The sequence below is a fragment of the Qipengyuania pacifica genome (assembly GCF_019857205.1).
In the GTDB taxonomy this organism is placed as follows: domain Bacteria; phylum Pseudomonadota; class Alphaproteobacteria; order Sphingomonadales; family Sphingomonadaceae; genus Qipengyuania; species Qipengyuania pacifica.
Genome location: NZ_JAHWXO010000004.1, coordinates 270,035 through 290,000, shown reverse-complemented (window position 1 = coordinate 290,000; position 19,966 = coordinate 270,035). Strand labels below are relative to the sequence as shown.

Below are 19,966 nucleotides of genomic sequence, written 5' to 3'. Positions count from 1 at the left end.
GAGAAGCGCTTCGGTGTGATGGGAAGCGTTTCTCCGGCATTTTTGTCCGTGCATATTGTGCGGCGAAGCCGCTCGGTTCATCGGCCGCCTTGTTCGCGGCCTGCATTGAGCAAGCGACGACTTCCAAGCGCCAGTACCAATAGTGACAAGAAAGCCAATGCCGCGAGGGCTTCGGTGGGTGGGGTTCCTCCGGAGCTACGAGGTTCATATCGTGGGATCATTGCGAAGTCGCTGTGGTCGAAGGCCTGTTCCTCGAAGAAGTACGGGTAATAGAACTGCCGCAGTTTCGTGTGGAAGGCAGCTATGCTGTCCTGATAGGCCAGTTGGCCTTGGATGTCGGTGTCGGCCATGCGGTGCAGCACATTCATGGTCCCAACGCCGGGTAGGACGTAGCCCAAGAGCTTGGTCATCGTCTCGCGCTTCTTCAGGCTATCGCGATAGGCGCTGACGTCTGCAGCCACGGCTTCGTCGCCGACCTGATGCATGGCGTAATACCATTTCCAGTGGAAGCGCCCTTCGAACTCTTCCTGTCCGCGCCATTCGGGATGATTGACAAAGAAGCGCGCAAACGTTTCTTCTTTCGGCACGTCCCAGCCGTGATGGACCACTTCGCGCTGCGCCAAGGTCAGATCGACGCCCTTGGCCACGGGCACGGCCCGCGCGATGACAGCCTGGGCGAGCGTAGGCAGGATGAGCGTCAGGATGATCCAGCAACCGATCATCGTTGCGGCTGCGGTCGTGGACGCACGCGTTGCCCCGCCGATCAGCATCGCAAGACCGAACCAGAAGGCGCTGTAAAGAGCGGCGATCAGGATCATCGTTGCAATGCTGACTGCAGGCGCAGCCATAATCATAGCACCGATGATCAGCGGCAGCCCTATCGCCAAAAGAACCGCGGTGTAGCGCAGGCCCACGCGCCGGCGCCACAGGCCATTGCCGGGAAGGGACAGGAGTAACCGAAGCCGGCCGCCTTCCCGTTCCGCCGTTACCAGATCGTGCCCAAGCGCGATAACTACGAGCGGCAGGAGATAGATCAGGACGAAAGCCCAGTCGAAAACACCCGGCAAAGCGAGTTCCGGATTGTAGGTTTCAGAATCGTAGAGCTGTGACTGCAGGCCGAGGGCGCGCACGCGCAGAACATAGGGTTGGAGGTCACGCTGGCCGATCGCCGCGAAAGCGAGCGGGGGAGGGGGATCCTGCGTGAGCATGAAGGCATAATAGGCGTTGTAACCTGCCTCGCCTTCGGGACCTGCATTGGCCTCTTCTACAGCTGCGAGGTCGCGCACCTGCTCACGCTCGACCCGTTCGATTGTTGCGCGTTGATCCTGCACCTGAACTATGCCGGACCAGACTGACGCCGCAGAAAGGACCAGCAGCAGGATCAGAGCCAAGACATTGCGGTTCGAGCGCAGCAAGAGACTTGCTTCGGCACGCCAGAGGGAGTGGGAATGGTTCATCGTGCGACTCCTCCGATGCGGCGAGCGGCAAAGAGTGCCAGTACGCAGAGCGCTGCCAGCCAGCCAGCCAGGACCAGCAGCGGCCATATAATCCGGGTCCTATCGGCAAGGGGATTGAACGGTGAATAGGAAAAGCGCGGAACCTCCTGCCAGTATGCGGCAGAAATTCGGGGATCTTCGCCTCCTATCTCGGGCAGGAGCTCGGCCTGCATGCGGTTCAGCCGTTGCACGAATTCATACCGGAAGGCCTCCGACTGATCGAGGAAATCCTGATGCGCGGCGGGATCGCTACCGGCCAGGGTCATCGACAGCTGACGGATTGCAATGAGCGGGCTGAGAACGGAGAACGTATGGACGAAGGCATTCTGCTCCCGTTCCCGAGCGGCCTGGCGCTGCGCTGCATCGGCATAGATCTGCGTCGTTAGACGTTCTCCTTCAATGGCCACCAATCCGGCGTATTGGACTGGGAGTTCCTCGACCGTCCTCACGCCATATCGATCGAGAACCTCGTCGCGGAAATCGTTGAAATAGGGATCGTCGGGATCGTGGCTGTCGCCTATTTTGAGTAGATCGCGATGTAGAGCGATTTCTGTCTCGATCTTGGTGGCGAGCTGATTTTGAGCCGAGGCGGCTTCGGGAAGTGCTCGCGGCAGAAGGATGATCGTGATCATCCACAGACCCATCAGGATCGCGAGTGCGTCGCGCGGCCGTGCCACAAGGGCAGAGATAATCACGCTGGCGAACGCCCACAGCAGCAGCCAGCAAGCATATGCGATGATCATCACGCCGACGGTTGCCCAATCGGCGGCTCCGGTGGCGGCGAAGCCCAGCAGCAGCGCGAAGGCGGGCAACCCAACAGCGAGCGCGATAGCGCCATGGCCGAGCATCTTGCCGGCAATCAGGCTCCGCCCGCCGATCCCCTGTGCTAAGAGCAGTTTCAGGGTCGCGCGCTCCTTTTCCCGAGCAACACTGGCGAAGGCAAGAAAGATCAAAAGCAAAGGCGCCAGCGTTTGCAAAATAAAGGCCGGCGTCAGCTGGCCAAAACGCAGCAGCAGCGAGGATTGACGCGCCTCGGCAAAGTTCGCACTGTTCTGGCGGTGACCTTCGAGGAAGATCGTGTTCCCGGTGAAGCTGTTTACGCCTGCATCGAAGAAGGCGAGCGGCGCAATGGGGCGAAATAGAAACTGGCCATAATGAACCATGCGGTGCGGATGGCGATCGGGCTGGGCGTCGAAGGTTTCATCGACACTCGCCTGATACCGGGTCCGATCCGCTTCGATGGCGCTTCGGCTTTCCAGGCTCGTGAAGCCAGCGACCAATATGAGAAGCACGAGCAGGCCTGTGGCTATCAGGCCGGAACGGTTGCGCGCGAGCATGCGCCATTCTTCCCTCGCGATCAGCTTGACGGCAGTCATGCGGGCGCTCCTGCGACCAAGGTGTAGCGATCGTGAAGGGCATTGAGATCGAAGCGTGGACCGGCAGTGCTCGCCGTTTGCTCCTCCTCGATCTTGCCTTCGCTCAGGAACCCGATGCGGTCGGCGATATCGACTGCGCTGACGAGATCATGAGTTACCATGAGCACCGCGACTTCACGCTCGCGCGCGGCATCGAGCAGTCGATTGAATTCCAATACGGCGCGTGGGTCCAAGCCCGAGGTCGGTTCGTCGAGCAGCAGCACGGGCACGTCACGCGCCAGGGCAAGTGCGATGGCGACCTTCTGACGCATACCCTTGGAAAAGCCGGACAGGCGTTTGTCCTTGGCTGCTTGGGTGAGGCCCACCGCGGAGAGCGCGGCCTCGATCGCATCGCCTCCCCGTTCGGCCTTTGCGAGGGCAAGGAAGTATCCGATGTTCTCGCGCGCGGTGAGATGCTCGTAGAGGGAAACATTCTCTGGCACATAGGCCATCTGGGAACGGGCGGCGCGCGCGTCTGCCACCGGATCGGTCCCGCACACACGCACCGAGCCGGAGCACGGTCTGAGAAAGCCGAGCAGGGCGGACAAGGTTGTCGACTTGCCCGCTCCGTTGCCTCCTAGCAGGGCGTAGATTTCCCCGCGTTGGACTGTGAGGTCGAGCCCGCGCAAGACGGGATTGGCGCCGTAACTGTGGTGCAGACCATCGATCGCGATGGCTGGAGCGGTGAATATATTGGTCATGATCAGAATCCTGCCCTGAAGCCGAGTGTTGCAGTGCGGGGGGCGCCGGGTTGAACCCAGAGCTGCGAGTAGCTGTTGGCGTACCAATTGGCGTCGAACAGGTTGGCGATGGTCCCGAAAAGCGTGACGTTCGGCATTATCTCGGCTTCGCCGAAGATGCGTAAAAGCGCGTGATCGGGCAGATAGAAATCCGTGCCCGTCGCACCAAGTCGTTCGCCAACATACTGGATGCCGCCGCCCAATTTGGCGTCGCGCCCGGCGACGGCGAAGCTCTTCGATATTTGCGCGTTAAGCGTGTGGTCCGGAATATTGAGCAGCGGATCGCCCGGTACGATCACGAAGGAGAAGTTCGGATCGAGCACGCTCGATCGTGATTCCGCATCGACATAGGCGTAGCTGAGGAGAACATCGAGGTCGCCGGGTATTTGCCCTTCGACATCAAGCTCCACACCTCGACTTCCCGCCTCACCGATGGCGACTGAGAAGCCCGGATTATTGATATCGCTTGCCAGCACATTGTTCTTGTCGAGCTGATATATCGAGAAAGTTCCGGTCAGTGCGCCGTTCAGCAGTGTCAGCTTGGCGCCCGCCTCGATCGATCGGCTGCTTTCGGGATCGAAAATTCGGCCTGTAACGTCGGTACCAATGTTCGCCCGGAAGCCTTCACTATAGGCGGCAAAGAGCGTGATGGTCGGCGCGAGTTCGTAAACGAGACCGAACTGCGGACTGATCCGACCATCCTTGCGCTCGCTGTTCACCCCGGTGAGATAATTTTCCGTGCGCAGCGTGAAATCATCGTAGCGTGCGCCGAGCCGCACCTGGAGGCTGTCGGTCAGTTCGATCTGGTCCTGCACGAAGATCCCGGTCGACGTCTGCCGGTCCAAGCGGTCGTTGTTCGGCAGCGGTGACGGCGGATCGAAGCGACCATAAACGGGATCGAAGATGTCGATGACGTAGGATTCTGCATCTGTTGGATTGGTCGACAACGCAGGCGGTCTGCGGCGGCCGAATTGCTGATAATTGTCGAACTCGTCGTGGTCGGCGCCAAAAAGCACACGATGGCGTAGTGCGCCGGTCGTGAATTCTCCGCTCACTTCACCACGGACGACCGTCTGTTGGGAATCATAAAGGCGTGAGCGCCGTTCGCGAGCAAGTGAGCGCCCGTCGCGGAACAGTTTCTGACGGGATCCGCTCAGGTCGGGATCGGACGACAACCCGGTAAGCAAGGTATCGCGAATGCTACCGCCCAGAAGCACGCTCCAGCGATCATTGAAGTCGTGCTGCACGCGAAGTGAATGGCCTTCAGCCCGCGCGATGTGATCGCCGTCGCCCGGTTCGCCCAGATAACGGTTGCGAGGGACGGTCTCGAAATCCCCGTTTAGCACAACGATCCCGCGGTCGAACGGCACTTCGACACGAGTCTTTTCCAAATCGTATGTAACGCGCGTATCCGGTCCGATCGCCAATCCGATCGAAGGCAGGAAGCCCCAGCGATACTCGTTGACAGTATCGCGAAACGTGTCGCCATCTTCGATATATCCGATCAATCGCGCGCTCAGGGCGCCAGTGACCGCAATATTGATGTCGGTTTCCGAGCGCAGCCTGTCAAAGCTGCCGAATTGCGCACTGACAGTTCCAAAGGTGTCGCCGATCTGCGCCTGCTTGGTCACGAGATTGACTGTCCCACCGGGTTCGCCGCGACCCAGCAAGGCAGCGGCAGGGCCTTTCAGGACTTCGATCCGTTCGATCCCCGCCGTGTCCCGTTCCCCGCCGAAACCGCGTCCTCCATTAAAGCCATTGACCAGATAGCCGGTCGGGATGTTCTCATCGCCTGCAAAGCCGCGAATGGCGAAGGAATCCCATAACCCACCGAGCGTGTTCTGGCGCGCGACCGAGGCGTTGAGATCAAGCGCGTCGTTAAGTCTGACGAGATTGTTTTCTTCAAGCGTTTCGGAATCAATCAGGTCGATCGACTGAGGAATTTCGGTCACGGCAAAGTTTCCGCGATAGGCTTGGCGCACACCACTGACGACAATCGCCGAACTGCCATCCGGTGCGCTCGCCGTGTCCTCCTCTGGCATGCTGATGTTCTGCGCATGGACATTCGCCGCGGGCGCGATCAGACACAGGGAGGCAATAGCGTAAGCGGCAGTAGAAGGCTGGATGTTCATTGTATTCCAAGACAGGAGGGGCAAAGGGTATGAGACTATATCTCATAGCGTCGCGCCCATACCTGACGATCTGCCGAGGTCAATGATATAGTGTAACTTTCTTTAGGAGCCGAAGCCGTCGCACGCTCGAACCACCGTCGTGTGAGGTTACTCGTGGCGCGCCCGAATGGTCTTGCTCGTGCCCATCTCGTTCACGGCTACGAAGGTGAACGCCGCTGTCGCAGCATGGACGCGTATTCCGCTTAGCAGGTCTTCGGACCAGATTTCCACCGCAACGCGTACGGAACTACGCCCGGTCATCTTCACCTCGGCGACCAGTTCGACCATATCGCCTTCCCTGATTGGCGCGACGAAATCGATGCGGTCTGAAGATGCCATCACCAAGACCTCGCGTGTATGGCGGGTGGCGGCGATAAAAGCCGCTTTGCCCATCATCTTCAGCGCGTCGCCCCCGTAGAGCGTGCCGTAGTGGTTGGTTTGCCCAGGAAACACCATCTCCGCGAGCCGAAGAACAGAACTCTGCTTGATTGGGGCGCATTCGAACATCGCCGGAAGCGGCAGTTTTGTCGTGGGGCCTTTTCTTGCCACCAATGTGAAGCGCCCGCGGGTGCATAGGCGTCGTTCACCCGAAACCGGCGCTTCTGCGATCAGCTCGACTTCGACATCGAGTGAACTTGTGCCCACGCGTACGAGGTGTCCTGTCACTTCCACCAGATCGCCTTCTTGCGCGGGAGCGGCGAAGTCGATCCTCTGCGATGAGGCGGTGACGAAGGGCGCGCGTCCGTGGCGCGAGGCAGCGAGGAATGCGACCTTGTCCATGTGTGCCAGTGCGACGCCGCCGAACAGCGTCCCGTGATGGTTCGTGTCGCCTGGGAACACGATGTCGATCAACTGCACGGCGGGCCGCGCGTCCTTCGTCTTACTCATCGGATTATGCCTCGGTGTTTGTTTCTGCACGCAAGGTTCGGGCGGCCGATACCATCGCGGCGATTGCCGGTTTGACTTCGTCCCAACCGCGGGTCTTCAGCCCGCAATCGGGATTTACCCAAAGCTGCTCCGGACGCAGATGCTTCTGCGCTAGTCGCATCAATGCAACCATCTCGTCCTTGCTCGGGACGCGCGCCGAGTGAATGTCGTAAATTCCCGGCCCGATTGCGCTGGGATAGCGATAGCTGGCAAAACCCGCGAGCAACTCCATCTGCGAACGTGCAGTTTCGATCGAGATGACGTCGGTGTCCATGGCGCCGATCGAAGGCAAAATGTCGTTGAACTCCGAATAGCACATATGCGTATGGATCTGGGTCTGGTTGCCGACGCCGGCAGCCGCGAGGCGGAAACAGTCGACCGCCCAATCCAGATAGGCCGGCCAGTCACGCTCGCGCAGGGGAAGTCCTTCACGCAGCGCTGCCTCATCGATCTGGATCGCCTTGCAGCCCGCCGCTTCCAGGTCGAGTACCTCGTCGCGGATCGCCAGCGCGATCTGGCGGCAACTCGCCTCTCGGGGCTGATCGTCGCGCACGAAACTCCAGTTGAGGATCGTGACCGGACCGGTCAGCATGCCTTTGACAGGCTTGTCGGTCAGCCCCTGAGCATAGCGCCACCAATGGACCGTCATCGGTTCGGGCCGCGAAACATCGCCATATAGGATCGGTGGCCTGACGCAGCGCGATCCGTAGCTCTGCACCCAGCCATTCACGGTGAAAGCAAAACCCGCAAGCTTCTCGCCGAAATACTGGACCATGTCGTTTCGCTCGAATTCGCCATGGACCAGCATGTCGAGCCCGGCCTCTTCCTGCCATCTGATCGCGCGCTCGGTCTCTTGGTGCAGGAAAGCGTCGTAGCTCTTACTGTCCAGTACGCCGCGATTATACTCCGCGCGGGCTTTGCGCACGGCGCCGGTCTGCGGAAAGGACCCGATGGTGGTTGTCGGGAAGAGAGGTAGATTGAGCACCTTGCTCTGAGTCTTGACGCGCTCGGCATGACCCGCGCGGCGTTCGCGCATGTCAGGCGTGAGGGCAGCGATCCGTTCGCTGACAGTGCGATCATGGATGCGTGCAGCAGTCTTGCGCGCTTCGGTCGCACGGGCGGAGGCGGCCAACTCAGCTGCGACGCTTCTTCTTCCATTCGCTAACGCCCGGCGCAGCAGATCGAGCTCCTCGATCTTTTGCACTGCAAATGCCAGCCACTGCTTCAACTCATCGTCCAGCCTGCTTTCCAACTGCAGATCGACGGGCACGTGCAGCAGGGAGCAGGAGGGGGCGAGCACCAGATCACGCTGCGCCGCCAGCGGCTCCAGACGATCCAGCAGCGCGGCCAGATCGGCGCGCCAGATATTGCGCCCGTCCACCACGCCAAGCGAGAGCAGGCGGTTTTGCGGCACCGCCTTCACCACCGCATCCAATTGCTCCGGCGCGCGCGCCAGATCGATGTGCAGTCCGGCGACCGGCAGGGAGGCGGCGAGCGACAGGTTATTTTCCAGACCTCCGAAATAGGTGGCCAGCATGATCTTCGGCCCAGCACGGCCCAGCTTGGCATAAGCGCGGGTAAACGCGCGGCGCTGCCGATCGGTAAGGTCTGTAACGAGGATGGGTTCATCGATCTGCACCCATTCAGCGCCTGCTTCCTCAAGCCGTGCGAGCACAGTGACATAAAGCGCAAGAACCTCTTCGAGCAGGTCGAACGGATCGCTTCCGTACTCTTTTGCAAGGCTCAGCCAAGTTACCGGTCCAAGGATGACCGGACGCGTTTCAAAACCCTGCGCCTTGGCTTCGAGATAGTCCTCCAGAGGCTTGATGTGCCCGAGTTGCAGCCGAGTTTCAGGCTCGATCTCGGGGACAATGAAATGATAGTTGGTGTCGAACCATTTGGTCATCTCGCCAGCGGTCACGCTGCCATGCGCGTGGCCGCAAGTCGCACCGCCGGTCGCACCGCGTGCCATCGCAAAATAGGTTTCGAGCCCGGCTGCTTGGCCGCTGGCGAGGCCATAGCGCGCCGGAATGGCGCCGAGCATCACGCTTGTGTCGAGCACATGGTCGTACAGCGAGAAATCATTTGAGGGCAGCCAATCGACGCCGAGTGCCTTCTGCCGCGCCCATGTCGCGGTCCTCAGGCCCTGTGCGGCCTCTTCCAATTCGTCTTGTGAAATAGTGCCGGCCCAGAATTTCTCGAGTGCGAACTTCAGTTCGCGGCGTGGGCCGATGCGGGGAAACCCCAAGCTAGCAACGGAAACGGTCATTTTCATTTACCCCGATGAAGACGGGGGAGACCGGTCGGGCGCGCGCGCCGGACGCGCGACGGTAGATCCGGGCGCGCGTCATGCAAGCGACCAGACCGGGCACCCCGCCGGTGGACGTTATCGCGTCGGAGGCAGGTCTCCTGGCTCGCGGGTCAAAGCAAAACGGTCCGTCTTCCCGGAAGGCGAGCCTTCCAGTGACATGAGTGGACCGCCGCTCGCCGCTTACAGTTGCGGGGGCAGCGCCGGCATTGCGCCCTTGTCAGGGCGCGCACCGGCTTCCCGTCTTAGCTCCGGCGCGGCGAACCGACCGGAGAACCTCGACAAACATCCCATCGGCTTTCCAAGCCATCACGTCAATAGAGCATATAAAGAATTCTTTATATGCTCTATTGATAGGCGATCATCCGAATTTTTAATGCCTGTACGTAAGGCGGAAAGGCATTTTCGCCTCGTCCGCCAGTGGACGAGCAGTGCTCAGCGCCGGGCCAGTTCTTCGACGAGGGCAGGGGCGGGATAGATCGTTTCCAACGCTTCCTGCACCGCGGCGGCAGAGACAGCGACGGTTCGATTGAGCGTGCCATCGTAACCGTAATTGCCACCCAGGGAATGGATGTTGCCGTCAAAGGCTGCACCGATCACGGTACCGGCCCGGTCGATCACCGGTGAACCGGAATTGCCGCCAATGATATCGTTCGTCGTCACGAAATCGTAAGTCGTATTCTTGTCGATCTTCGTCTGGTTTGCAGCGAAGGCCGGTGCCACATCGAAGGGTGCGTTGCCGGTAGCACGCTCAAAGGTTCCGCCCATCGTCGTTTGGAACGGGACCTGGTTGCCACGCTCGACCCAGCCCTTCACCTGGCCATAGCTGATGCGCAGGGTGAAGGTGGCGTCAGGATAGAGGCTGTCGCCGTAGGCGGCAAAGCGGGCATCGGCCAGCTTGACGCCGGCGGCTGCCAGTGGACCCGAATACTGGGCGTCGGCCAACGCCTTCAATTCGCGCTGACGCGTGGCCAGTTTGAGCGCGTATTGGATCATGGGATCGTTAGACGCCTCTACCGCCTCGAGACCGCCATCCCATAGCGCTTTGCGGACTGCCGGATCGGCGAGGGAAGTGCCGTTTACCAGCCGTTCGGCAAGCTGTTCCGGGCTCTCCTTCCCGAGCAGAAGTTTGGTGTCGGGATCGTCCACGCCGAGATATTCGCGCGCCTTGGATAGGCTCCATTCCATGCCCAGTTCATCCAGCCACGGATAGACGGGCCGTTCGTCGAGCACCTGCTTTTCAGTCAGCGGCAGCGCGCTGTCGGTATAGCCCGGCAGACGCTCGGAATTGGGTTTGCCGCGTTCCTGTGCCGCAAAGACCAGAGTTTGCGCGTAGCTGTAAAGATCGCCCGATGGTTGGGTGAAACGCAGGGGATAGTAGAGCGCGCGGTACGCGTTCATCGCCTCATCCACCGTCGTCCAGGGATCTCCGATCTCACTATCGCCCGCAACCTGCTGGCGCAGATCGTTCTGCGCTTCGGCGAGTTTGGCAGTGAAAGCCGGATCGTTAAGCGCCTTCGTGCGACCGATATAGACCTTCAGACTGTTCTCGATGCCGCTAAGCATGTCGCCGCCTTCGCGGGCATGTTCCTTGCTTTCTTCCATTGCGCGGATCAACCGACCACGCAGTTCACTGAGCGTGGCGACCGTAACCGGCAGCCGTACTTCGCGCTCGAATGCCAACTGGCTGTCCGTCCATAGGCGGCTGGTCGATCCCGGGTTGCCAACCACAAAGGTGATCTCGCCTTCTTCCGGAGCGCGAGGGTTCCATTTTAGGTGCTCGGGCGTCGCGACCGGCCGACCATTCTCATATGCGCGCAGAAAGCTTGCATCGAGCGAGTAGCGCGGAAAATTGAAATTGTCCGGGTCGCCGCCAAAGGTCGCGGCTCGATCTTCAGGTGCCCAGGCCAAGCGCACGTCGGAGTACTTGCGATAGGTGTAGAGCTTGTACTGTCCGCCACCGAAAAGCGTCACCACTTGACAGCGGGTCGTCTCCGAGTCGGGGCAGCCAGCCTTCTCCAGCTCGGCGATCTTCGCGTCGCGCGCTTTGGTTAGCGCCTCTCCGGTCTGCGATCCGATCGCGCCAATCACATCGGGCGTGACGTCCGAGATCATGGTGACCACTTCGGCCTGCTGACCCGGACATTTGAGCTCGGCATCGCGCCGGTCCGCAACGAACCCATTGAGCAGATAGTCGGCAGTCTCGTCCGAATTGTCGAACAGGCAGCTCGCGACACAATGGTGGTTGGTCAGGATCAATCCATCGGGCGATACGAAGCTGGCCGAACAGCCACCCGTCAGTCGCACAGCCGAATTGCGCACCGTATCGAGCCACGCCTGATCGGGAGCCCAGCCATATTGCTCGCGGACCTGCTCGGCTGGAAAACCGTCGAACGTCCACATGCCTTCTTCTGCCATGGCAGGTTGCGAAGCCAGCGCACAAATGGCGGTGGCGGCGAAAAGTGCGTTTCGATTGATTTGCATCTGACTGTTCCTCCTGGACCGCGAACTGGTTCGAGGGCGGTCATGCGATCTGTAGGATGGCCGCTCTTGGCGATATGTTAGACCTCTTCCGCGCCTTTGCGCCAGTCTTCTGGTAAATTCAGCGCTACTGAGGCCCTGACCCCGCGCTGGCTTTCGGGGCTCGGAATTTTCGCCGATCTAGACGGCCCACGGGCCTGTAATGGCAAGAGTCCGCGTCGGTGAATATGCGTTGACGAAGAACCACTTACCGTCAGGCGAAAAACATCCGCCTGCCAGTTCTGTCTGTATGCGCAGGCGACCCAGAGTATAAGCCCGGCCATCGGGCGTAATACCGCGAAGATGGTTATCGACCACTTCGGTATACTGGTCTTCGCAGACAATCAGGTGGCCGTTCGGACCCACGGTGAGATTGTCGCCGTAGTTGAACTGGTCTTTGCTCTGGCTTTCGAAAAACAGTTCGATCTGGTCGGGTTCGCCGCCAGTGCCGGGGACAAGTCGCAAAATCTGGCCGAGTTTTCGCTGGCCACCATTCGTTGAGCACACGAATATTTCGTCTGTTCCCGTGTGGATGCCTTCACCCCTTGCGACGAGGGCTGCACCCTTTGCCGCGGCCCGGCTTCGCAGGTCGTCATTCGGGGATCCGACATCGTCGCAATCGATCCAGCGTACGGTGTGACGAGACCCGACTGCCATGTCGGCTGACGTCCAGTTGCGCGTGTCCGATAGGCCCTCCACGACCATCGCCTGCAGCAGCCCGCCGTCGCCAAGGCGCCCCGGGGTGGTCGGAACGAAACGGTAGAACACGCTGTCGTCACGATCTTCGCTAAGATAAACGATCCCCGTCCTCGGATCGACACAAGCCGCTTCGTGATTGAAGCGACCCATGGCTTTCAAGGGAACCGCATCGATCAGGCCGGTCGCATTGGCCGGAACTTCGAACACCCAGCCATGATTTTCAGCGAGACCTTCGCCGAAACGCTGGCCCGGGCCCGTGGGTGCTTCTTCACAGGTCAGCCAACTTCCCCATGGCGTGATGCCGCCCGAACAGTTGCGGATCGTTCCTGCAAGCGAGCGGAACTCGCGCTTTACCTCAAGTGTGGTTGCATCGAGTACGATGGATGTGGTCCCGCCAGGCACGATAGCGCCGTCGCGTGTGCCGAAACCTTTGGCGAGAACGCCGCCGGCATCATCAGCCGGCACCAGTTCGTGGTTGCGGATGAGCACGATCTCGTCATTGCCAATCGAGAAACAGCCCATGCCGTCGGCCTTGTCGGGCACGGTGCAGCCATCGGTCATCGCATTCCCTAGGCTCGACAGGAGCCGGTAGGAAAAGCCGCGGGGAAGGTCGAGCATTCCTGCAGGATCGGGAACCAGTGGACCGTAGTCCGCGAATGATGACGGCGCCGACGCCAGCGGAGCCGACCGGCCTGTGCAACCATTCAACAACAACCCGGAAAAGGCCGCGCCGGTGGCACCGATGAAATTGCGGCGGTTCAGTAGCATCAGAATTCTCTCTTACCCGGTGACCGAAAACGGCCCTTTAGCGGCGATGCTCGCTATGGCCAACGCTCCTCTGAAAGGCAGCGGCATGACAACGGTTTAGTAATTCCGCGATGGGCGCGGTTAGTCATCGCTGCGGCTGGTCGCCACGAGCTAGTTAATTTTCGCGCTCATTTACGGACACGTGCTGTTTTGTCGTGACGGGGTTAGGGCTTGGGGAAGGGGTGAGCTCCTGATCCAGTTCCTTTGCTTTGCTTTCTATCTCGTCTTGGGCGATCTCGTACCGCTCATCGAACGACTTCTCCCGTTCGCAAGCTGACAGTACGAGCGGAAGCAGAATTGCAAGCCGTCGCATCAGTAATTCTTCCGATAACGCACGTTGACATTGGTAGCCCCTGACCCCCCGGCTTGGCTGAGGATCGACAGGAACGGTGTCAGGCTCACTTCAAGCTGTGTCGCGGTGAACCCCCGCGCATCGGTGATGAATTCCACATAGATGTCGTCGGTCAGATACTGACCTGCGGCGAGCGCCGTCCCGCGGCCGTTGGTGTCGTCGGGCCCGAGAATGCGGAGCCGGTCTACGCCAGTTGCCGAGCGCAGCTTCCCAAGGGGATTGAGGCCGCCGCCACTCCCGCGGAGCGAATTGAGCGAGGCTGCCAATTGCACTGCCTGTATGGTCGAAAGATTGCCGATCGAACTACCGAACAGAATGCGTGACACGATTTCGTCCTGCGGTAATCCCGGAACGCTCGAGAAGGCGATCTGCGGGTCGTAAGCACGGCCCGACACATTGACGTTGACGACGACGTCCTCGATGTCGTCCGTCGCCGTGAGCTGAATTACAGGATCGATGGACGTTCCACCGGTAAAATCTACTCGACCTTCGCTCAATTCAAACGACCGGCCGGCAAACCCAAGCGTTCCCCGCACGAGCTCAACCTCGCCTGAAACGCGGGGCGCGGTGCTGGTTCCACCGAGCCGCATGTCGGCACTCCACTCGGATTCGAGGCCCATGCCAGATACATAGAGCTGCTCGGGAGCACGCAACGCGATATCGAGCCTCAGCTGGTCGAAGAGCCCTGGCTGTGGCTGGGCGGGCTCCTCACCGGTTATCCGCTTAGGACCGCGCGGTGGCTTGAATCGCACGCCGGTCAGTTCGGGCACTTCGGCTGAACCCTGACGGATGATCTGGTAGCGTGTTTCTGGCAGCGTGATTTCGCCGGAGAGCAGGGCGGTTTCGCCCGCAGCCTTTGCCAGGCGCAGATTGCCTGTGGCGGTGGCAGCAAGGGCGTCGCTCCGAGCCAGCCGAGCGTTGTTCAGCGTGACGTCGACGTTCATCGGATATCCGCTCGCCTCGGCAAGGCTGATAAAACCCTGCGCACTTACCGATCCGTCACCGGCCGTCGCCGTCAGACGCTCAATGGCGAAACGATCACCGGTGAATTGGCCTTCGATTGCCATGTTCGACAATCTCGTCCCATAGGTCTGGTTTTCGTAAGTAAGACTGTTCGCGCGCACGATCCCCGACAGCTGCGGACTTTGTACGCGGCCGGAGAAATCTGCCGCCACGCCGATTGGTCCGGACAGGCGCTGATCGGGCTGACCGGCGAACGAGAACAGCGTATCCGCTGGCCCATTGTAACGGATGCCGCCATCCAGCGGAGCTGCGAGAAGCCGGGTAGTCCAGCTACCTGAGCCGGGGGGCAGCGGCCTCAGGGATGCATTCAGGCGACCGATGACGCTGCCACGACGACGCATGACCGCGCGCGCTTCACCGCCATCTGGAAGCAGCTTGCCCACGAAATTGATATCGAGCGGCTGGCTGACCGAAACCGCCGTCGTACGGCTGAAATTCGCGATCTGCAGCCGGGCATCGGCGCGGGGGAATGCAGAAGCATTCGGCTGGTCGAAATCCAGACTGCCGGTCGCACTGCCGTTGATGCCAAGACCGGGTACGAACGCTTCGACGATGGAGAGATCGAGCGAATCCAGGCGGCTCTGGATCTTCATCCCTTCGCCGTAAGTGCCGGCCAATCGAATGTTCCCGCGACCGAAATCGATCCGCGTGGGCAGCAGTTCATAGTCGTTCTCACCCGGGACGATGCGCGCCGGGCCGACTGTGGCGAATTCGACGCCGCGTACCCGGCCTCTGAGTGCGGCGCGCCAGAGGTCTGGCTTAAGCTCGGCATTCGCGGCGACGCGGAACGGAACGCCGCTAACCCCTTCCGCCAGAATGCGCGCAGTCCCGTTGCCATCGCGATAGTCGATGTTCGCTCGTGCCGCGGCAAGGTTGAGGCTCCCGAACGTGGTCTGGGAAAGTTGGGCATCGGCAACGACATAGGGCTGGTCGTAAAGAACGATCCGTGCATCGATGATTGCCGATCCGATCGCCAAGTTCGCGGGGCCGGGAAGCACGGTATTCTGAGCACGAAGGTTCACGAGTGCCTGCTGGTATTCGCCGGCTGCATCAAGCCGGACGACACCCGCAACGCCTCGACCATTGGCGTTGAGACGGCCTGCAAACGGTCCAGCCTGTGTTTGTCGCAGAGACCCGGCGAAAGCGATGCCCGCCAGATCGGCGTTGTTGATATCGAGCGTAAGCTGATCGCCCATGCCGAGCACCAAATCCGCGGTAAGCGGGCCGTAATCGGTATCGCCGGTGGCGGCGAGGCGATACCCATTGGGAGCCCCGGTGATATTCGCACGTAAATTTGCCAGACCGATGCCCAGATCGGGTCGCTCTGCAGTGACAACCGCGTCGGGATCGCTGAGTGTGCCAGCCACTCTCACCCCGATACGGCCATAGGCATCGGTGACCCCATCCGCGTTCAGGGCCAGTCTTCCATCGGGCGCGTAGAAACCGCTGCCCCCTGTGATGCGCGCGGCTGGGGCACGCAGGGACAGGTTCGAAAATCGGATTATTCCGTCCGGCCCATAGCGAACGTCGCTTGCCGCGACCGCATTGCCGCCGAGAAAGTCGCGTACGCCTTCGTTGAACAGGCTCGTCGATCGCGCGCGAACGCGGCCGGCCATTGCGAAGCCGCCGTCCTGCGATTCAAGATCGACATCGGTTTCGATGTTGAAGATCCCGACGCTTTCGACCCGGTAATTGTCGATCTTGCCGTCGATGGCACCGGTGTAGAGCCCGGTCGACGTATCCGCGAGCAGGATCACGCCCGCATCGATCCGGTCCGAGCGGATGCGCATATTGTCCGACAGGATGCGCGTGCCGTCGATGGCGAGGTCTCCGACCAGACGGACATTGCGCAGGGTTCCGCCAGCCACCGTGTCCAGTCCGACGATGCGGGATACGCTGGCATCGACCGGGATCATGATCCGCTCTGCATCGACTGTCGCTTCCCCGCTGGCGCGCAGGTTCTCGAGCCCCATGTCATTCATCAACAGGCGGTTGGCATTGATTGCATATTCGACACGCGGCGTGGCGAATTCGCCATTGAGTGTCAGCAAGGCGCGCAGGCCACTGCCACGAAGGTTCTCGGCCATTGCCGAAGGTTTCAACAGTACGAAGGACAACGCCAGATCGTCGAAGCTGTTGTCCGACACATCGACGAGGCCGTTCGTGTTCAGGCGAAATGCGTCGCTGTTCAGATTGCCGTCGAGCGTCACCCGGCGCTCATCCAGGGCGGCAGACATCTGAATATTCATCACCGGGCCGAGCAGGGCTGCAGTCGGTCCCTCGAACATGCGCGCGATCCGGGTCGGGCCGCGCACGGCAAAGGTGCCGTCGCGGGCAGTGATCTGCAAACGCGCGAGCTCACTATTGGCGAGATTGGCGTCGAGGCGCCCGTTCCAGGCGTCCCAGTTGCCAGTGCCGTCAAGCTGGACCCGAAGCGGCTCGGTCAGGCCGGCCATCGCGGCGATCACCCCGTTGCCTGGGGCGTTGAGGTCAAGCTTCAGATCTAGCTTGTTGTCTTCGGGGACGGCGTCGACAACCAGCGCAATGCGGTCGCCGCCTGCCTGGTTTCTGCCTGAAATAGTTGCGGCATCGAACGTCGCCTGCGCCCGGCCATCGGCTATATGCGCCTTGCCCGCGAGCGAGGCGACCCGGGGTTCACCGCTGACCGGCGCCTCGGCCACGAAGCGGTCGATCCGCAATTCGCCGATATCGATATCGTAATCGGGCAGCAAAGGGGCATCCGACGGGGGCGTCTCGGCGAATTCCGGAAGGCGCTGCAAGGTAACCAGCCGCGATGTGAGCGAGCGGATGTCGATATGGCTGCCGATAAAGGCGAATGGGCGCCAATCCATTCGTAGTTCGGGCGATGCCAGGAAGACGCCCTTCGGATCGGACAGTGACACGTCGTGCAGGATCATCTCGCCATACAGCGATCCCTCGATACGGCCGACGCCGATCTCCATGCCGTTCTCGAATTCGAGAGCGGCAATCTGATCGGCGACGAAGCGCTTGCCCGGCCCCGTGTTGAGACCAAGCAGCAAGGCTGCCACCAGGAGGACGAGGCCGCCGATGACGATACCGGCCCATTTCGCCACCTGGCGAGCACGGTTGTCATGGTGGCGGACGGTTTCCGTTTCCTCGGCCATCAGAATGCCTGCCCGATCGATACGTAAACGGCGAATTTGCTTTCGCCCGGGCGCCTGTCGAGCGGCATGGCGAGATCGATCCGCAACGGTCCGAAATTGGTATAATAGCGCCCGCCGATCCCTGCTCCGAACCGCAGGTCGCTGAAATCAGGCAGCGTGTCTTCGTATACCTGACCAGCATCGACGAATCCTACCACCCCGAAATTGCCGAAGCGATAGCGCACTTCGGCAGCGGCCTCGTTGAGACTGCGTCCCCCCAAGGGGCGGTAGATGAAGGGATCGGCGGATTCGTCCGGATCGTCTGGATCGAAATCGGGATTGTCGAGCACGACGCGCGGCCCGAGCTGCTGATAGCCGAAGCCGCGCACGGAACCGCCGCCACCGGCATAAAAACGCCGCGACGGCGCCAGATCAAATCGCTCGATACCCTGGATTGTGCCAACACGGACGCGGCCGGCAAGGGTGATCGCGTCGGTCGGCGAGAAATAGGCCGACCCATCCAGACGTGCGCGGACGTAAGGTGTGAAACCGTCTTGCAACGAACCTTCCGGTTCGATGATCGCGGTGATCTTGAAGCCTTCGGTGGCGTCGAGCAGGCTGTTGGTCCGATCGATCCCGGCTTGGCCTATCAACCCGCCGATAAAGAAGGTTCGCCGCGAAAAGTCCTGAAGGGCAAAATCGTAATCCTGCTCGTTCGTACCGATCAGCTGAACGCCGTAGGCGTAGGTGAAGGGCTTCTGCCAGATATTGGTCGAATCGTAACTGATCAGTGCCGAAAGCCGCCCGGTGAAGGCTTCATACGCGTCGTAATTGCTGTGCAGGGCTTCGGCCGTCGCCTGGAATGTGCGATCTCTCTGTCCGGCGTTGGACCGACGGAAGGTTACCCCCGCTCCCTGTTCCTGTGTACCAACCACACCGCGACCGATCAGCGCACCCTCGGGCGGGAAGAGGTTCCGATGCGTCCAGCTGCCCTCGATGCGGAACCCTTGACCGGTGCCGAATCCTGCACTTCCCGCCAGAGTTCGCGGTGGGCCTGCTTCCTGCTCCACGAGAATGGTCGCGTATTCGGTGCCTTCGCCGGCCGGTTCGCCAGTTTGCTGGGGCAGTACGGATACGGTGTTGAACAGTCCTGTCGCGACCAGCGCCTGCCGCAGATCGTCGACCATGCGGCTGTCGTAGAGTTCGCCCTGCTCGAACCGGGCCAGCACGCCGACGTGCTCTGCATCGAACGCCAGGTCGCCAGTGGTCTGGATTTCTCCGAAGCGCGACCGCGGGCCGGTTGTAACGGGTAGTGTATACACACCGTCGCCCGTCTCTTGGTCCAGAAGAATGTCGCGCTGGCCGATTTCCGCGAAGGGATAGCCGTTTTCCGGCAGGGCAACGGCTACATTCGCCTCCGCGCCCTGAACCCGCGCCGCGACGATCGGATCGCCAGTCTTGAGAACCAGATTTTTGCGGATCAGGTCCGGGGGCTCGGTCGGATCAGCGTCGATGACGATGTCGGAAAAGGAATATCGCGGTCCCGGCAGGACATCGATCACTGCAGTAAGCGACAGTCCATCGCCTTCGCCGGTCCGATCGATTTGTGTGGCTGCGCGCGCCTCGTACCAGCCTTCCGAGGCAAGGATGCGCTGCATCAAGGCGCTGTCTTCCGTCAGCCGGGCGGTGATCTGTGCGACATTCGCCGCTTTGCCATCCCCGTCTTCCAGCGCGGAAAGGTTATCGAACTGGTCGCGCAGGCTGGTGGCCGCCTCTGCGTCTGCAGCGTCGAGGCCGTTGACGCGGACGGAATAGGCGATCTCCGTGGTTTCGGTATCGGTTGCGTCCTGTGCAAACTCGACAGGCTCCACATTGAATTGATCCAGCGGGGGAAGGGGGGCGGCCAGTTCGGCATCGCGAATGGGCGCATCGCCGATTTCTTCCACTGCATCCCCATCGGCGAGGGTTGGGTCGCCAAGCGGGACGTCCTGACCCTCGGCAGGAGCAGCGCCAGCCTGTTCCTGGGCAACCCTCCGTTCGAAGTCTTCGATCGATTCCAACGGCGCGTCCAGGGCGGGATCGTTCGAAGGGTCGAGTTCGGGGACGGTTTCGTCGAACTCCTCGTCGCTGATGACCGGCTCGACTTGCGGTAGGTTCGCATCGGCGGGCGGGGCCGGAACGTCGAGTGCGCTTGTCTGGCCGACCGGGGCATCGGTGCTTTGCGCCACTGCCGGAACCGCAACCAGCGCCATCGCCAAGGCCAGAGCCGATGATGCACTGCGACGCGCGGGGGCACGTTTGCCCCGCGGCGGTGTTTCAACAGCAAAGGGCATATCGACAACCATAGAAAGCGACCCAACGTGCAAAGCGAAGGAAGAATCGG

The 19,966-nt window shown here is 61.0% G+C and carries 10 protein-coding genes and 1 riboswitch; all 10 genes read right to left on the bottom strand.

Translation table 11 applies throughout. The features are described from left to right. Nucleotides 1-77: 77 nt before the first annotated feature. The 10 genes from KYK83_RS08640 to KYK83_RS08595 all read right to left on the bottom strand — a co-directional run bounded on the left by KYK83_RS08640 (nucleotide 78) and on the right by KYK83_RS08595 (nucleotide 19,916). Nucleotides 78-1,457, bottom strand: a complete 1,380-nt coding sequence (locus KYK83_RS08640; protein ID WP_222827932.1) for a DUF3526 domain-containing protein — start codon at nucleotides 1,455-1,457, stop codon at nucleotides 78-80. Beyond that, nucleotides 1,454-2,872: an ABC transporter permease gene (locus KYK83_RS08635; protein ID WP_222827931.1), complete on the bottom strand. Its 1,419-nt coding sequence runs from the start codon at nucleotides 2,870-2,872 to the stop codon at nucleotides 1,454-1,456. Before KYK83_RS08635 ends, KYK83_RS08640 begins: the two co-directional genes overlap by 4 nt. Beyond that, on the bottom strand, nucleotides 2,869-3,612 hold the full coding sequence (locus KYK83_RS08630; RefSeq protein WP_222827930.1) for an ABC transporter ATP-binding protein: 744 nt from the start codon (nucleotides 3,610-3,612) through the stop codon (nucleotides 2,869-2,871). The genes KYK83_RS08635 and KYK83_RS08630 overlap by 4 nt, the downstream gene beginning before the upstream one ends. 2 nt (nucleotides 3,613-3,614) lie before the next feature. After that, a complete protein-coding gene (locus KYK83_RS08625) occupies nucleotides 3,615-5,693 on the bottom strand; it encodes a TonB-dependent siderophore receptor (RefSeq protein WP_430299114.1) in 2,079 nt (692 codons plus the stop codon). Nucleotides 5,694-5,930: 237 nt separating this feature from the next. Continuing rightward, the gene (locus tag KYK83_RS08620) at nucleotides 5,931-6,710 is read right to left on the bottom strand and encodes an acyl-CoA thioesterase (protein ID WP_222827928.1); all 780 of its coding nucleotides are present in this window, start codon (nucleotides 6,708-6,710) and stop codon (nucleotides 5,931-5,933) included. A gap of 4 nt (nucleotides 6,711-6,714) precedes the next feature. Further along, nucleotides 6,715-9,018, bottom strand: a complete 2,304-nt coding sequence (gene metE, locus KYK83_RS08615) for a 5-methyltetrahydropteroyltriglutamate--homocysteine S-methyltransferase (protein ID WP_222827927.1) — start codon at nucleotides 9,016-9,018, stop codon at nucleotides 6,715-6,717. A 113-nt stretch (nucleotides 9,019-9,131) separates the two neighbouring features. Continuing rightward, nucleotides 9,132-9,353: riboswitch (cobalamin riboswitch) on the bottom strand. Nucleotides 9,354-9,492: 139 nt separating this feature from the next. Beyond that, nucleotides 9,493-11,541 carry a S46 family peptidase gene (locus KYK83_RS08610; protein ID WP_222827926.1) on the bottom strand — a complete coding sequence of 683 codons (2,049 nt, stop codon included), beginning with the start codon at nucleotides 11,539-11,541 and terminating at the stop codon, nucleotides 9,493-9,495. A 177-nt stretch (nucleotides 11,542-11,718) separates the two neighbouring features. Next, nucleotides 11,719-13,044 carry an alkaline phosphatase PhoX gene (locus KYK83_RS08605; protein ID WP_222827925.1) on the bottom strand — a complete coding sequence of 442 codons (1,326 nt, stop codon included), beginning with the start codon at nucleotides 13,042-13,044 and terminating at the stop codon, nucleotides 11,719-11,721. 351 nt (nucleotides 13,045-13,395) lie between these two features. After that, a complete protein-coding gene (locus KYK83_RS08600; protein ID WP_222827924.1) occupies nucleotides 13,396-17,604 on the bottom strand; it encodes a translocation/assembly module TamB domain-containing protein in 4,209 nt (1,402 codons plus the stop codon). Then, nucleotides 17,604-19,916, bottom strand: coding sequence for an autotransporter assembly complex protein TamA (locus KYK83_RS08595; protein ID WP_248284345.1), 2,313 nt, complete (start codon nucleotides 19,914-19,916; stop codon nucleotides 17,604-17,606). Before KYK83_RS08595 ends, KYK83_RS08600 begins: the two co-directional genes overlap by 1 nt. Between the last annotated feature and the right edge of the window lie 50 nt (nucleotides 19,917-19,966).

Excerpts from the sequence above, each read along its gene's own strand:
- KYK83_RS08600 (WP_222827924.1), bottom strand. The coding sequence starts at position 17,604 with ATGGCCGAGGAAACGGAAACCGTCCGCCACCATGACAACCGTGCTCGC.
- KYK83_RS08610 (WP_222827926.1), bottom strand. The coding sequence starts at position 11,541 with ATGCAAATCAATCGAAACGCACTTTTCGCCGCCACCGCCATTTGTGCG.
- KYK83_RS08640 (WP_222827932.1), bottom strand. The coding sequence starts at position 1,457 with ATGAACCATTCCCACTCCCTCTGGCGTGCCGAAGCAAGTCTCTTGCTG.
- KYK83_RS08595 (WP_248284345.1), bottom strand. The coding sequence starts at position 19,916 with ATGCCCTTTGCTGTTGAAACACCGCCGCGGGGCAAACGTGCCCCCGCG.
- metE (WP_222827927.1), bottom strand. The coding sequence starts at position 9,018 with ATGACCGTTTCCGTTGCTAGCTTGGGGTTTCCCCGCATCGGCCCACGC.
- KYK83_RS08620 (WP_222827928.1), bottom strand. The coding sequence starts at position 6,710 with ATGAGTAAGACGAAGGACGCGCGGCCCGCCGTGCAGTTGATCGACATC.
- KYK83_RS08630 (WP_222827930.1), bottom strand. The coding sequence starts at position 3,612 with ATGACCAATATATTCACCGCTCCAGCCATCGCGATCGATGGTCTGCAC.
- KYK83_RS08635 (WP_222827931.1), bottom strand. The coding sequence starts at position 2,872 with ATGACTGCCGTCAAGCTGATCGCGAGGGAAGAATGGCGCATGCTCGCG.
- KYK83_RS08625 (WP_430299114.1), bottom strand. The coding sequence starts at position 5,693 with ATGCCAGAGGAGGACACGGCGAGCGCACCGGATGGCAGTTCGGCGATT.
- KYK83_RS08605 (WP_222827925.1), bottom strand. The coding sequence starts at position 13,044 with ATGCTACTGAACCGCCGCAATTTCATCGGTGCCACCGGCGCGGCCTTT.